This window comes from Halomonas sp. KG2 (assembly GCA_030440445.1).
Classification (GTDB): domain Bacteria; phylum Pseudomonadota; class Gammaproteobacteria; order Pseudomonadales; family Halomonadaceae; genus Vreelandella.
This window is the reverse complement of the sequence record CP098528.1, coordinates 2,503,664-2,516,869: the sequence shown is the minus strand read 5'-3', so window position 1 is coordinate 2,516,869 and position 13,206 is coordinate 2,503,664. Positions and strand designations below refer to the sequence as shown.

General features: G+C 51.2%; 14 protein-coding genes. 12 read left to right on the top strand and 2 right to left on the bottom strand.

What is annotated here, in order from left to right:
- Nucleotides 1-18 precede the first annotated feature (18 nt).
- The 7 genes from NDQ72_11820 (at nt 19) to NDQ72_11790 (ending at nt 7,525) form a co-directional block, all read left to right on the top strand.
- The gene (locus NDQ72_11820) at nt 19-1,242 is read left to right on the top strand and encodes an ABC transporter substrate-binding protein (protein WKD26760.1); all 1,224 of its coding nucleotides are present in this window, start codon (nt 19-21) and stop codon (nt 1,240-1,242) included.
- An 82-nt stretch (nt 1,243-1,324) separates the two neighbouring features.
- Nucleotides 1,325-2,212 carry a branched-chain amino acid ABC transporter permease gene (locus NDQ72_11815; protein WKD26759.1) on the top strand — a complete coding sequence of 296 codons (888 nt, stop codon included), beginning with the start codon at nt 1,325-1,327 and terminating at the stop codon, nt 2,210-2,212.
- A gap of 2 nt (nt 2,213-2,214) precedes the next feature.
- On the top strand, nt 2,215-3,207 hold the full coding sequence (locus NDQ72_11810) for a branched-chain amino acid ABC transporter permease (GenBank protein WKD26758.1): 993 nt from the start codon (nt 2,215-2,217) through the stop codon (nt 3,205-3,207).
- A gap of 246 nt (nt 3,208-3,453) precedes the next feature.
- A complete protein-coding gene (locus tag NDQ72_11805) occupies nt 3,454-4,608 on the top strand; it encodes an acyl-CoA dehydrogenase family protein (GenBank protein ID WKD26757.1) in 1,155 nt (384 codons plus the stop codon).
- Nucleotides 4,609-4,628: 20 nt separating this feature from the next.
- The gene (locus NDQ72_11800) at nt 4,629-5,744 is read left to right on the top strand and encodes an enoyl-CoA hydratase/isomerase family protein (GenBank protein ID WKD26756.1); all 1,116 of its coding nucleotides are present in this window, start codon (nt 4,629-4,631) and stop codon (nt 5,742-5,744) included.
- Between the two features lie 64 nt (nt 5,745-5,808).
- Complete coding sequence (gene mmsB, locus NDQ72_11795) at nt 5,809-6,702, top strand: 3-hydroxyisobutyrate dehydrogenase (GenBank protein ID WKD26755.1); 894 nt, start codon at nt 5,809-5,811, stop codon at nt 6,700-6,702.
- Between the two features lie 190 nt (nt 6,703-6,892).
- Nucleotides 6,893-7,525 (top strand): glutathione S-transferase family protein, encoded by a 633-nt coding sequence (locus NDQ72_11790; protein ID WKD26754.1) that lies wholly within the window; start codon nt 6,893-6,895, stop codon nt 7,523-7,525.
- A gap of 265 nt (nt 7,526-7,790) precedes the next feature.
- Here NDQ72_11790 and NDQ72_11785 read toward each other — a convergent pair whose 3' ends face one another.
- Nucleotides 7,791-8,711 (bottom strand): 2-dehydropantoate 2-reductase, encoded by a 921-nt coding sequence (locus tag NDQ72_11785; protein ID WKD26753.1) that lies wholly within the window; start codon nt 8,709-8,711, stop codon nt 7,791-7,793.
- A 613-nt stretch (nt 8,712-9,324) separates the two neighbouring features.
- Between NDQ72_11785 and NDQ72_11780 the strand changes: the two genes are divergently transcribed.
- The 5 genes from NDQ72_11780 to NDQ72_11760 all read left to right on the top strand — a co-directional run bounded on the left by NDQ72_11780 (nt 9,325) and on the right by NDQ72_11760 (nt 12,497).
- The gene (locus tag NDQ72_11780; protein ID WKD26752.1) at nt 9,325-10,071 is read left to right on the top strand and encodes an endonuclease NucS; all 747 of its coding nucleotides are present in this window, start codon (nt 9,325-9,327) and stop codon (nt 10,069-10,071) included.
- A gap of 119 nt (nt 10,072-10,190) precedes the next feature.
- Nucleotides 10,191-11,057, top strand: a complete 867-nt coding sequence (locus NDQ72_11775) for a DUF4375 domain-containing protein (protein WKD26751.1) — start codon at nt 10,191-10,193, stop codon at nt 11,055-11,057.
- A gap of 90 nt (nt 11,058-11,147) precedes the next feature.
- Nucleotides 11,148-11,525 (top strand): hypothetical protein, encoded by a 378-nt coding sequence (locus NDQ72_11770; protein WKD26750.1) that lies wholly within the window; start codon nt 11,148-11,150, stop codon nt 11,523-11,525.
- A 107-nt stretch (nt 11,526-11,632) separates the two neighbouring features.
- Nucleotides 11,633-11,863 (top strand): hypothetical protein, encoded by a 231-nt coding sequence (locus tag NDQ72_11765; GenBank protein WKD26749.1) that lies wholly within the window; start codon nt 11,633-11,635, stop codon nt 11,861-11,863.
- 220 nt (nt 11,864-12,083) lie between these two features.
- Nucleotides 12,084-12,497: an immunity 70 family protein gene (locus tag NDQ72_11760; GenBank protein ID WKD26748.1), complete on the top strand. Its 414-nt coding sequence runs from the start codon at nt 12,084-12,086 to the stop codon at nt 12,495-12,497.
- 324 nt (nt 12,498-12,821) lie between these two features.
- Here NDQ72_11760 and NDQ72_11755 read toward each other — a convergent pair whose 3' ends face one another.
- Entirely contained in the window at nt 12,822-13,175 is a 354-nt protein-coding gene (locus tag NDQ72_11755; GenBank protein ID WKD26747.1) for a RidA family protein, read from the bottom strand.
- Between the last annotated feature and the right edge of the window lie 31 nt (nt 13,176-13,206).

Below are 13,206 nucleotides of genomic sequence, written 5' to 3'. Positions count from 1 at the left end.
AAGGGCCAGGAGACGAACATGACCTTTATGAAAAAAACGCTGACCGCCAGCATCGCCGTTGCCGCCGCTTCTACTATGGCAGTCTCAACCGCTCACGCCGAAATTAGCGATAATGAGGTACGCATTGGTTATTTGGCAGATATGTCAGGGACTTATCGTGACTTAGCTGGCCCAGGCGGCGAAACAGCCATGGAAATGGCGGTTGCTGATTTTGGTGGCAGTGTTAACGGCTCGCCCATTGTGATTTTTAGTGCTGATGATCGTAACAGTGCCGACGTCGGTGCTAACACGGTGCGTGAGTGGATCGACCAGCGTAACGTCGACATGGTGGGTGGCCTAGTGGCGTCCTCGGTGTCTATTGCGGTCACTAAAGTGCTGGAAGAAAACAATGGCCTGGGCATTGTGTCGGGTTCTGCGGCATCAAGCATTACCAATGAGCACTGCACGCCCAACCACATTCACTGGGTTTACGATACTTATCCACTAGCAAACGGTACTGCAAAAGCAGTTGTAGAGCAGGGCGGCGACAGCTGGTTCTTGTTAACTGCTGATTATGCGTTTGGCCATGCGCTGGAAGCTGATGTGACCAACGTGGTTGAAGCCAATGGCGGCGAGATTGTTGGCGGCGTACGCCACCCGTTCCCGACAAGCGACTTCTCCTCGTACATCCTTCAGGCCCAAGGGTCTGGCGCGAAGATTGTAGGTTTGGCTAACGCCGGTGCTGACACCGTGAACGCGATCACCACCGCTAGCCAGTTCGGTCTCACGCAGAGTGGCCAGCAACTAGCAGGCCTGCTGATCTTCCTCAACGATGTACACGCGCTAGGTCTGGAATCCACCCAAGGACTGCTGCTAACGACGGGCTGGTACTGGAACATGGATGAAGAGGCGCGCGCTTGGTCAGATCGTTATTTTGAAGAAGTTGGTCGTATGCCCACCATGGTTCAGGCGGGTATCTACTCAAGCACCATGCACTACCTGAAAGCCGTAGAAGCCGCGGGAACCGACGATCCTGAAGTTGTACGCGCCCAGATGGCTGATATGCCCATTGAGGACTTCTTTGCGCGTAACGGCTCCATTCGTGAAGATGGCCGCATGATTCATGACATGTACCTTGCCCAAGTGAAAACACCGGAAGAGTCTACCGGTGAGTGGGATCTGTATGAAATCCTCAGCACCATTCCTGCCGATGAAGCCTACCGTCCGCTCTCTGATAGCCAGTGCAAACTGGTTCAAAACTAAGTCGAATAACAACCGCAAGTGACGTTAGAACTGGTTGGTGGCAGCTTGCCACCAACCGCTTGACGGCGAGGAGAGTCATACAATGACGATGATATTCGGCGTGCCATTGGCCGTTTTCATGGGCCAGTTAACGCTTGGGCTTGTGAATGGCGCCTTTTACGCACTGCTCAGTTTGGGCCTGGCGGTCATCTTCGGCCTACTGAAGATCGTCAACTTTGCCCATGGGGCGCAATACATGCTGGGAGCCTTCGCCGCACTGTTAGGCTTTCGCTATTTAGGCATCAACTATTGGCTGGCGCTGTTTCTGGTGCCACTGGTGGTGGGTGGTTTCGGCATGCTAATGGAGCGCTTCTTACTGCGTCGCATTGCCCATTTAGACCATCTTTATGGACTGTTGCTCACCTTCGGGTTGGCGCTAATTTTTGAAGGCACGCTGGTTAATTTCTTTGGCGTTTCGGGTGCGCGGTACGCGACTCCGGAGGCACTGCAGGGCGGCCTGAATCTAGGCTTCATGTTCCTGCCTACCTATCGTGCCTGGGTGCTGGTAGCGGCACTGGCCATGTGTTTATTTACCTGGTTTATGATTGAGCGCACCCGCTTGGGGGCCTATCTGCGTGCAGGTACTGAAAACTCCCAACTGATGCAAGCGTTTGGGGTAAACGTACCGCTATTGATCACGCTTACTTATGGCTTTGGCGTAGCGCTAGCCGCTTTTGCGGGGGTGTTGGCAGCGCCGTTATATCCTGTGTCCCCGACCATGGGGTCAAGCCTGCTGATTGTGGTGTTCGCGGTGGTCGTTATTGGGGGTATGGGATCTATTCTAGGTGCGATTCTTACTGGCCTGGGAATGGGGATCATCGAAGGCTTAACCAAAGTGTATTACCCCGAAGCCTCCAATACCGTGATCTTCTTGGTGATGATATTGGTGCTCATGTTACGCCCCGCTGGGCTGTTCGGTAAGGAGGCATAACCATGGCAGACTCTCAAGCACTCAATGCGCCATCAGCCGTAAAAGAGCGACAGAAGCGGGCCAAAATGCGCCGTAACATGTTTTATATAGCGCTCTTGGCCATCGGGTTAGTTGCGCCTTTTTTGGCCTATCCCGTTTTTCTAATGAAAATTCTTTGCTTCGCGCTTTTTGCCTGCGCCTTTAATTTGCTGCTGGGCTATGCGGGATTACTCTCGTTCGGGCACGCGGCATTTTTAGCCACCGGTGGTTATGTGACTGGCTACTTGTTGGCAAGCTATCCAGGGCTAACGCCAGAGGTGGGGATTATTGCGGGCACCTTAATGGCAACCCTGTTAGGGCTGTTGTTTGGGGTGCTTTCGATCCGGCGTCAGGGCATTTACTTTGCCATGGTGACGTTGGCACTGGCTCAACTGATGTTTTTCGTCTTTGTTCAGTCATCGTTTACCGGTGGTGAGGATGGCCTGCATGGTGTGCCACGCGGTGACTTGTTTGGCGTGATCAGTCTAAGCAGTAACTTGGCGATGTATTACTTCGTTTTTGCCATCTTCATAGTTGGCTTTGCGCTGATCCAACGCACCGTGCATTCTCCCTTTGGCCAGGTGCTTAAAGCGATTCGTGAAAATGAGCCGCGCGCTATTTCGCTGGGCTACAACGTTGATGCTTACAAGCTGTTGGCGTTTGTACTCTCTGCGGCGCTGGCCGGGTTGGCGGGCTCTACCAAAACCGTCGTGTTTCAGTTGGCGTCGTTAACCGATGCGCACTGGCACATGTCGGGTGAAGTTATCCTAATGACGCTGCTGGGTGGGGTAGGCACACTGCTTGGCCCTCTTATGGGCGCGGGCATTGTGGTTAGCCTGCAGCACATTTTGGCGCAGTCGCCGTTGGGAAACTGGGTAAGCGTTATTCTGGGGATTATCTTTGTTGTCTGCGTACTTAGCTTCCGCAGCGGCATTGTGGGCGAGCTCACCAAAATGTATCGCAAAAATTTCAAATAACCGGTTCTGTCCGATGATTGGGTGCCCTAGGGCACCCTTTTTTCTGCCCAAATCACGTTTCTACGCCAAAGGTAGTGAGGTAAGCCGGTTGCACCTGTCAGGTTAAGAATATAAGTTAACGTAAACGTCAACGTGCCTGTAAAGACAATTGCCAATAACGCCAACGGCTAATAAAGATAATAGCAAACGCCAAGCTGCCCAACCTGCTCACAGGCTGTTCAGCGACGCATGCTGCGGAGATTCGCCATGAATTTTGAGTTAAGTGAAGACCAGGTCGCCTTTGCCGATATGGCCCGGGCATTCGCCCAGAACGAGTTAGAACCCAACGCTGCGCAGTGGGATGCCGAAGCCTTCTTTCCTGTCGATGTTATCCGCAAAGCGGGGGAGTTAGGTTTTTGTTCACTTTACGCGCCAGAACGCGTTGGCGGGCTGGGCCTTTCCCGTCTGGATGCCAGCATTATTTTTGAACAGCTTTCCATGGGCTGCACCTCAACCACCGCCTATCTCACCATTCATAACATGGTGACCTGGATGCTGGCTGACTTCGGCACCTCCGAAGCAGTGGAACAGTGGGGCGAAAAGCTCGCCACCGGCGAGTTACTGGGTTCTTACTGCTTAACTGAACCCAATGCAGGCTCTGATGCAGCCTCGCTTAAAACCACCGCCAAGCGTGATGGCGATGACTACGTACTCAACGGTAGCAAGATGTTTATCTCTGGCGCCGGCAGCACCGACTTTTTGGTGGTGATGGCGCGTACCGGCGGTGAAGGTCCCAGCGGCGTTTCTGCCTTTGCGGTTGATGCCAAAGCAAGCGGCATTAGTTACGGCCGTAAAGAAGACAAAATGGGTTGGAACAGTCAGCCAACCCGCATGATTACCTTTGAAGATGTGCGCGTTCCCGCTAACCACCTGTTAGGCAACGAAGGCGATGGCTTTAAAATTGCCATGAAAGGCTTGGATGGCGGACGTATCAACATCGCTACCTGCTCAATCGGCACTGCCCAGCAGGCGATCAATAAAGCCCGTGAATATATGCTGGAGCGTAAGCAGTTTGGTAAGCGTTTGGCAGACTTCCAGGCGCTTCAGTTCCGCATGGCGGATATGGTTACTGAGCTTGTTGCGGCTCGCCAGTTAGTGCGTATGGCAGCCACAAAGCTGGATGCTGGCCATCCCGATGCCACTACCTATTGCGCCATGGCTAAGCGCTTTGCGACTGATGTCGGCTTCAAAGTGTGTGATGAAGCGCTGCAGCTCTATGGTGGCAACGGCTACATTAAAGAGTATCCGATGGAGCGCTATGTGCGTGATTCTCGTGTACACCGTATTTTGGAAGGAACTAACGAAATCATGCGGCTGATTATTTCCCGTCGCGTGCTCTCTGATGGTGCCTCTGAGCTTTAGCCAACCACAAGGACAATGGAATGAGTAGCGTACTGTTTGCTGAACACGCCACCCAAGATGGCCATGTTATTGGCGAGATCACGCTTAACGCCGAACGTTCGCTGAATGCTCTGACGTTAGAGATGATTGAAGAGATTTTGCCGCGCTTGAACGCGTGGCAAACCGACGAGCGAGTTGTTGCGGTTCTGCTGGACAGCGCCGGTGAAAAAGCCTTTTGCGCAGGGGGCGATGTCGTCAATCTGTATAAAGCGATTAAAGGTGACGGCGAACCAGACTTTCCTGAGCGTTTCTTTGAACACGAGTACCGCCTGGACTACCTGCTTCACACCTATCCCAAACCGGTCATTTGCTGGGGCAGCGGTATTGTGATGGGTGGGGGAATGGGGTTGCTTAGCGGAAGCAGCCACCGAATTGTGACAGAAACCTCTCGGCTGGCGATGCCAGAAGTGACGATTGGCCTTTACCCGGACGTTGGCGCTAGCTGGTTTTTAAACCGTCTGCCGAATGGCACCGGACGCTTTTTAGCCATGACCGGCAGCCAAATTAACGCGCCAGATGCCGTTCATCTCGGCCTTGCCGATCGTGCGATTGCTAGCCATTACCGCGCAGACCTAGCTCAAAAACTGATGGACGCCACCTGGGGGGAAGGAAAGCAAACTGACGCCCATGGTGTGGTCAACCGAGTGCTGCGCGAATTTGAACAAGCCTCTCAAGAGGTGTTTGCCGAGCTGGAATCGCCGGTTCACAAATCCGCCGCATTGATTCGTGAACTAATGGATCACGATACGGTTGAGCAAACCGTGGATGCCGTGTTAGCGGTTCGCAGTGACGACAAATGGTTCAGCAAAGCGCAGAAAACGCTTTCCCACGGCAGCCCCGTATCAGTGAAGCTGATTGATGAGCAGCTAAAGCGCGCCAAGCATATGTCGTTGGCTGAGGTGTTCCAGTTTGAGCTGGCGCTTTCAGTGCAGTGTTGCCGCCATCAGGAATTCCCCGAAGGCGTACGTGCGCTGTTGGTCGATAAAGACGGTAAGCCTGCCTGGAAATACCCAGATGTCGCGTCCGTCGAACAAGCTTTTATCGATGAGCTGCTGGCTTCGCCGTGGCAAACGAGCCCTCTGGCGGATCTTCACTAAGCTATTTCTTCAAACCATTTTCCCAACCCAATTCACCGTCAATTTTCTAACAAGGACAATAAAGATGACCACTGTCGCGTTTATCGGTTTAGGCAATATGGGCGGCCCTATGGCGGCCAACTTGGCGAAAGCGGGCTTTAACGTTCGCGCGTTCGACCTTTCTGAACAAGCGCTGGAAACCGCGAAATCCCAAGGCTGTGAAGTAGCAGTCTCTGCAAAAGCAGCGGCCACCGATGCAGACTTTATTATTTCCATGCTGCCCGCAGGCAAGCACGTGCGTGGGCTGTATGTGGATGGCGACGAGCCGCTGTTTGATGTCATCAAAAAGAGCGCTCTGGTGATTGATTGCTCGACCATCGATGCGGATACCGCCCGCAGCGTTGCTGCCGCTGGCGCTGAAAAAGGCGTTGGTTTTGTCGACGCGCCTGTGTCTGGCGGGGTAGGCGGCGCGCAGGCCGGCACATTGAGCTTTATTGTGGGCGGTAGCGCGGCACAATTTGAACAGGCCAAGCCCGTACTAGAAGTGATGGGTAAGAATATCTTCCACGCTGGCGACCACGGTGCAGGCCAAGTGGCCAAAGTGTGCAACAACATGCTGCTTTCCATCCTGATGGCGGGCACCTGCGAAGCGATCAACATGGGCGTAAAAAATGGCCTGGATCCAGCGGTGCTTTCCGAAATCATGAAACAAAGCTCGGGGGGGAACTGGGCGCTAAACGTTTACAACCCGTACCCCGGCGTGATGGAAAATGCCCCCGCTTCGAAGGGCTATCAAGGCGGCTTCCAGGTAGACCTGATGATTAAAGATCTGGGCCTCGCTATGGATGTTAGCCAGCAAAGCGCCTCACCGGTGCCCATGGGGTCTGCCGCACGCTCGCTATTCACCCTGCATAAAGCCGGCGGCAACGGCAAACTCGACTTCTCCAGCCTGCTGCAGTTTTATCAAGATAAGGAGTGAGGGTACGGCGTGAATGGAAAATGGTGAGGAGCAAGGGGTGGTGTCGCGCGTGGTAGCGAGTTTTGCGCGGAACGAGCAACACTAGGCACCCGTGAGCGGGCGGCATAGCCGCCCCTTGCCACTTGCTTCAAAGGCGGGCACACTCATTTTCTTCACTATTCTCAGATGTATGCCCAGAAAAAGGACTGCCATGATTACGCTTTGGGGCCGCAATAACTCCACGAACGTCAAAAAAGTGCGCTGGGTGCTCGAAGAGCTCGGTTTGGCGTTTGAACAAATTCCGGCAGGAATGCAGCACGGGGTCAACAATACCTCAGCGTACTTGGCCATGAATCCCAATGGGCTAGTGCCGCTACTCAAAGACGACGCGACCGATAGCGTGTTATGGGAATCCAACACCATTATCCGCTACTTGGCCGCGCAGTATGGCCAAGGCAGCTTATGGGTAGATGATCCCGCCAAGCGCGCCCAGGCAGAGAAATGGATGGACTGGGCGAACAATACGCTTTCGCCCAAGCACCGCGTTATTTTGCAGGGGTTCGTAAGAACACCGCCGGAAGAGCGGGATAACGCCGCTATTGATGCCGGAATGCTAGCCTGTGAAAGGTCATTCGAGCTGTTAGATAACGCGCTGGCAAACCAAAGCCAACCCTGGTTTTCCGGCGATGAGTTCGGCCTCGGCGACATTGCCCTAGCGCCGTTTATCTATAATTTATGGAACATTGGGTTAACCTGGCAGCGGCGCCCCAGTCTGGAGCGCTGGTACCAACAGCTCGCAGAACGCCCCGCCTTTCAGAACGTAGTGATGATCCCTGTAACCTGATCTAGAAAGTGCTCTCCCGCCATCAGGGAGAGCGCTTTAGCGCGCGACAATTTGCTAAATGGCTAAATACACGGGCTGTATCGTGCATTTATGCGATGGAGCATACGGGTTTTGTAGTGCGTGGTAAGCGAAGCGCACCCGCAATGGCAGCCCGGCGCAGCGGTTTTAAGTGGAACAGCACAGCCCTGGCAGCGCAGTAAATAAGGGCAATTTAATATTGTGGGAGGGCGCTTTAGTGGGCGATGATTCAGCCACCAAATGTTCCCTAAAACTCCGCCTCCAATTTAGCCAATTCGCTATTAAGTTCCTTCAACACCCCATATGGCAAGCCATGGCGCTCGGCGTTATCAATCAACGGCCCTAAAATTGCCCCGCGCTCGGTGGGGCGCTTGGCCTCAACATCCTGCAACATCGAGGCCTTATTGTTAGCGGTGTTCTCCACCACCTGCCACACCAGTGCCAACCACGCGTCTTCACCTTCGCTACCATTCGGTGATGCAATGTTTTCCTGGTTTAAAATCGCCGCGACCTCTTTTACCACCGCTTCCACGCGGCCTGCATAAGCGTTACCGCGCAGCTCACCATTGCGCACGCCATTAAGCGCGACCAATGGGTTGATCGCCGCATTCACCGCCAGCTTCTGCCACAAACGCTGGCGTATATCACCGACCGCCGTTGCGGCAAAACCTGCCTCACTCAATAGCGCCGCTAACGCCTCCGCCAACCCCGCGTGCTGATTATCTAAATCACCGATAAACGTAGGCCCGCGCCCCGCGTGAACTACGCCATCATCCCCAGTGAGATAAGCACCCTGAGTCGTGGTCGCGCACAGCACTGGCCCCGGCCACGTTTGTGTAATACGCGGCTGTGCTAAAAAGCCGTTCTGCCACAGCACCAGCGGGGTCGTGGGCGAAACCCTATCGGCAATACTGGCAAGTGCCGCCTCGGCGGCCATGGCTTTGGTGGTGATATGTACAAACCCAGGCGCGGGCAGTGGATGAGAAGTCAGCTCTGCAGCCGTAAAGCTCGCCAGCCGCTGAATTCGCTCTTCACCTTCAGGGAGGGTTAGGCGCTGTTGTTCAGGCAGCGCACGTCGGCCAATCAAAGTAGTGTCAGTCAAGGGGGAAAGCGAATGCGCCAACAGGCGACCAATGGCCCCAGGGCCAAGTATCCAATGGGAAGTCATCGTTGATTTTTAGCCATTAGCAGCAGTGTAGCCGCCAAGCTTACCGTGTTCAGCACTAGGAAATGAAGGTGAAGTGATCAGCGACTGCATGGTCACCGAGAGATCCCCGCATTAAAGCAGCCCATATCGCGCCGATGCAGTTGACCTAACTAACCTGGTTCACTGCATCGGCTTTTTTTGTATAAGTGATAGCAGCGGAAAGGTGTGTTATCAGCCAATAGACTCTAGACGTGGTAGAAAACTGCAATGCGCGGCTAATGACTAATGACGAGGCTAAGGTTTATCTGATAGCGTTAAGCCTAAGAAGATTTTGTTTGAGTAATTGGGCCGCGTTACAGAGAAGAGAGGAGCACGTTTGAAATGGTGCATGTGATGTCGGTTTTACGGCCTTGAGAGGCTCATCGAGTCAAGGTGTCATGCTGGTTCAGCAGTGTTATGCAGCCGGCACGATAATCTATGTTATACAGCCTATTTATACTTAATTTTTTCTTTATTTCAATGAGCTAGGTCGTAAATGATAGGCGGTATAACCTGAATGAGCGCGCCGCCGGGTTTATTGAGGTTATGTAGCGGGATGTATAATCACTGTTGGGCGTCATAGGGGGAGAATTAGATGCCAGCAATGTACGACAAGCCTGTCCGAATTCTCATGCAGGAGATGATCCCCGCCCTTGGGCTCTCTCCAGGCGATACATTCACCAGGGAACAAGCTGTCCAATGGTTCTCTGAAAATTATCCAAAGATTAAACAGGGCACCGTCGCTGCACACTTGGTCCGTCTCTCGACCAATGTGCCGACCAGACTGCAATACAGCGTTCGGCCCGACGGATCGGATGATCACTTCTTCAAGATCGATAGCAGCACTTTTCGCCTATACGAACCAGGAAGAGACCCAACTCCGATCTCAGAATCCACCCCAGCCCCTGAAGAGCCAGCTGAAGCCACTTCAGAGGGAACGGGTCAGTTTGCTTATGAGCACGACCTTCGAGATTTCCTTGCGAGGAATCTTCAACTTATTGAGCCAGGCCTTACTCTGTACACCGATGAAGGCATCACTGGTGTGGAATTTCCAGTCGGCGGTCGTTTCATCGATCTACTAGCTATTGACTCATCTGGGAATTACGTCGTGATCGAGCTCAAGGTATCGAAGGGCTATGATCGAGTAGTCGGCCAGCTCCTTCGCTACATGAACTGGATCAAGATCAATCAAGCTGACGAAGGCCAGAGGGTCAGAGGCGTGATCGTCGCAAAGAACATTAGTGAAGACCTTCGGCTTGCCTGTGCGGGGTTGCCAGATGTTGCATTGGCGGAATACGAATTGGCAGTATCCATTAAGCCAATTGCCGGGCTGAAGGTATGACGCCCAACAAAGTGTTGCAGCGGACATTTGAACCGCTGCCCATTTTTGCTGACGCAAAAACAGGCATCGCCTCAAATGCCGCTGAACACAGGCGTTAGTTGTCCTGGAGAAATCGGTACATGCATAAAGTAGAGAAAGAAATTAAAGCCATATTTGGTCGAGCTGACCTAGGCATCTGGGCGGAGGGGCAAGTTAAATGCGATATGTCAGGTGGATCTGTAGGCTACACAGGCAGCATTAAATCCGGACTGCTAAAGAAAACTAAAAGTGATATCACTGAAACATTAAACAGGCTAGATCTAGAGTATGGCGAAGATTTTGGCAGCAAACTTTTCGAGCTTCGAGAAGAGTCAAAAAGAGAAAGTTACGGCCCTATCTACCGGTGCAATATTAATGTAAAGGGCAAAAATATTGGGTTTGAGTATTTCTGGGAAGGCGCGCCGTTTCAGTCCCTGTCTGAAGTCGAGCCAGGCATTAACGGAAGTCTACCTAACTTTATTTACGAAAGGATGTTCACGAAAGAATTAATAGCCCATGTGAATAAATGGGAATTAGACACCGCTATATTTATGTTCGTGCCAGCTCAAAAGCAGCGGAATGAAGTAATACCAGAAGACCTCTTAGATATGTACGCATTAGTTGATTGGCAGGCTGATACCGACAATGGTGGGCTGAATCAGTACTTTGCGAGAGAGATTGACTACTTTGGTTGTTTTGATAGGGAGGAACTTTATCCAAGGGTTTTACGGGCCATTAAAAAAGTGAATCATCAAATTGGCGAAAACCTTTTTTCTGAGGCAATGGCTCTCTTTTCACACTTTTACGAACGGGTAGATCGTGCAAGGGAAGCAATGGATATTGTGGCAGTTGAAAAGCAAGAGGAAAGCGATATTAATGATAGGTATTTTAAAATGTACGATGATCTTGAATTAAAGAGGTGTGATTTTGTCAAACAACACTCAGAGCTTTTTGCAGTCAGCAACTAACAAACGGCGGCAGGCGGACTAATTTACGCTCCTTCGTCGCTACAATTGGCCCGCTGCACCGGGCGTTATAGCCCATATTGAGGAGGTGGTATGTCGTTCGAAGAATTAAGGTCTGAAGTGCACGAGACTTACATGGAAAACTATGTTGCTGGGTTTAAGAATAACAACGTTACGCTAATCGATAAGATGGTCAAGTATCCAATCGCATACATTAAAAATGGCACGGTGACGATGTGTGATTCCTATCCTATAGACCCCAAAAGCCTTAAAGAGGAAAAAGGTTGGGATCATTCTGTCGAGTGGAAGTTTGAGGTTACAGCTGTCAACGATAGTGAAGCCCATGCAGTTGCCTCTGCTGTTAGATGCAGAATAGATGGTTCTAGAATTGAGAGTGTTCATGGATTTTATGCTTTTACAAAAACAATCGATGGATGGAAGATATACGCCGTTGCGGATACAACATTCTAGCCATAATAATTCGCAGCAGTACGCGGCTGATGGCCGCCGGATGCTCCTGACGTCGCGCCGCTGTGCTTTGCGTTATGTGAAAGACGACTATTCAGCTAAGAGTATATATGGGTACAGCTACGAAATTTTTAATATTATATTTAATTCCAGTGATTTCCTTTGCTGGTACTGTTGGTGCCTATATATTTGTTTATGGAGAGAGTGTTGATCATCCTCTAATAGATGTTGCCTTGGCGTTAGTTGTATTAGGTTTTCTGTTTTCATCGATTATCAGTGTTAAGCTAATCTCTCATTTTTTAAGTAGTAATATAAATTACTTGGGTGTTTTTTTACTGTAGTGGGTTGGCTGTTAGAGCTTTTCCCAGTAAGTGTGTATATGTTATTGCTTGTGCAGTGAGTGCAACCAATAATACAGATATAACAAGACGCTTAAGGCACATTTCCAACGCATGGCATTTTTAGTTTGAATTGGATTTAGTATTTACGGCACAATGGGTTAAGTTTAGCGGTGGCGTTGTTCGCTATTTAACGCGACGTTAGCAATACTGAGGATCAGGCATGGCTGTAGGCATTAAGGTTGGGAGCATTACAGATGAAATTGGCACCTCAGACTTTTTCCATGCCTTTTTCAGCACTGTAAGCTTTAACCTCGAAAAGGGATGGGGAAGTCGTTTCCCTCTTCTTCTCACTAACCTATATCAAGGTGGACTTGATGCGGCGTTCGCTGAAAATGCTCTAGCCGAGTTAGCGCAGGTTAAAGAGGAGTTGTCCGCATTCTCTCCAGAGCAGGTGGTTTGGGATATCGAAGATCTTTCAAAGCAACCGCCGTGGGGTTCTGACATTTCACAGGACATCACGTCACTGGCCAACTATTTTGTGGCGTCTACAGGTCGTGATCTCATAGAAATTTTATTAGAAGCGCTAGATGAAGCTGCCAAGAGCAAAAGGCCAACTGCTATTGTTCATTGCTAACAAGGTGCTGCTATCGGGCAAATTTCCGCAGAGCGCGGCGCTATGTGTTGTTATAGTTAGGGGAAGTCCACCCCGCTTTTCGCTCCCCCTCGATCATTCGCTCCAAGCGGTCAGCTTAGTTCAGGTGTTAGTCCTACTATAGGATTTGAAAGCTGAGCAAGATGAAGACTGGTGGACTAATGCTCATTCAAACATTCATCTCGAAAGCGTCCATGACAACATGGCGTTCCCACAGAACTGCTTGCCCATAGGGTCGAATTCTAAAGTGCAGTGCTACTCAATCTGGGGTGACGTCTGCGGTAAGGGCGATCCGGAGTAGTGAAATTACTTAGCCACTGCAGCAACAATGGATATTTCCACCAGTAATTCAGGGCTAGCCATTTTTGCCTCTACACAGGCACGTGCAGGCGCACACCCTTCGGGTACCCAGGTGTCCCACACTTGGTTCATTGCCTCGAAAAGAGCCATATCTTTCAAATACAATGTAGCAGAGAGCATGTGATGCTTATTGCTACCAACGGATTCAAGAAGGGCATCGACTTTGGCGAGCATTGTTTCGGTCTGGCCGATAATATTGGCGCGACGGTCTTCTGCTACCTGACCACATAAGTAGACAGTGTCGTGGTGTACAACTGCTCGGCTCATACGGGTGCCGGTTTCGTAGCGTAAAAGTGACATTTTGGGACTCCAAGAAAAATTGAAAAAGTAG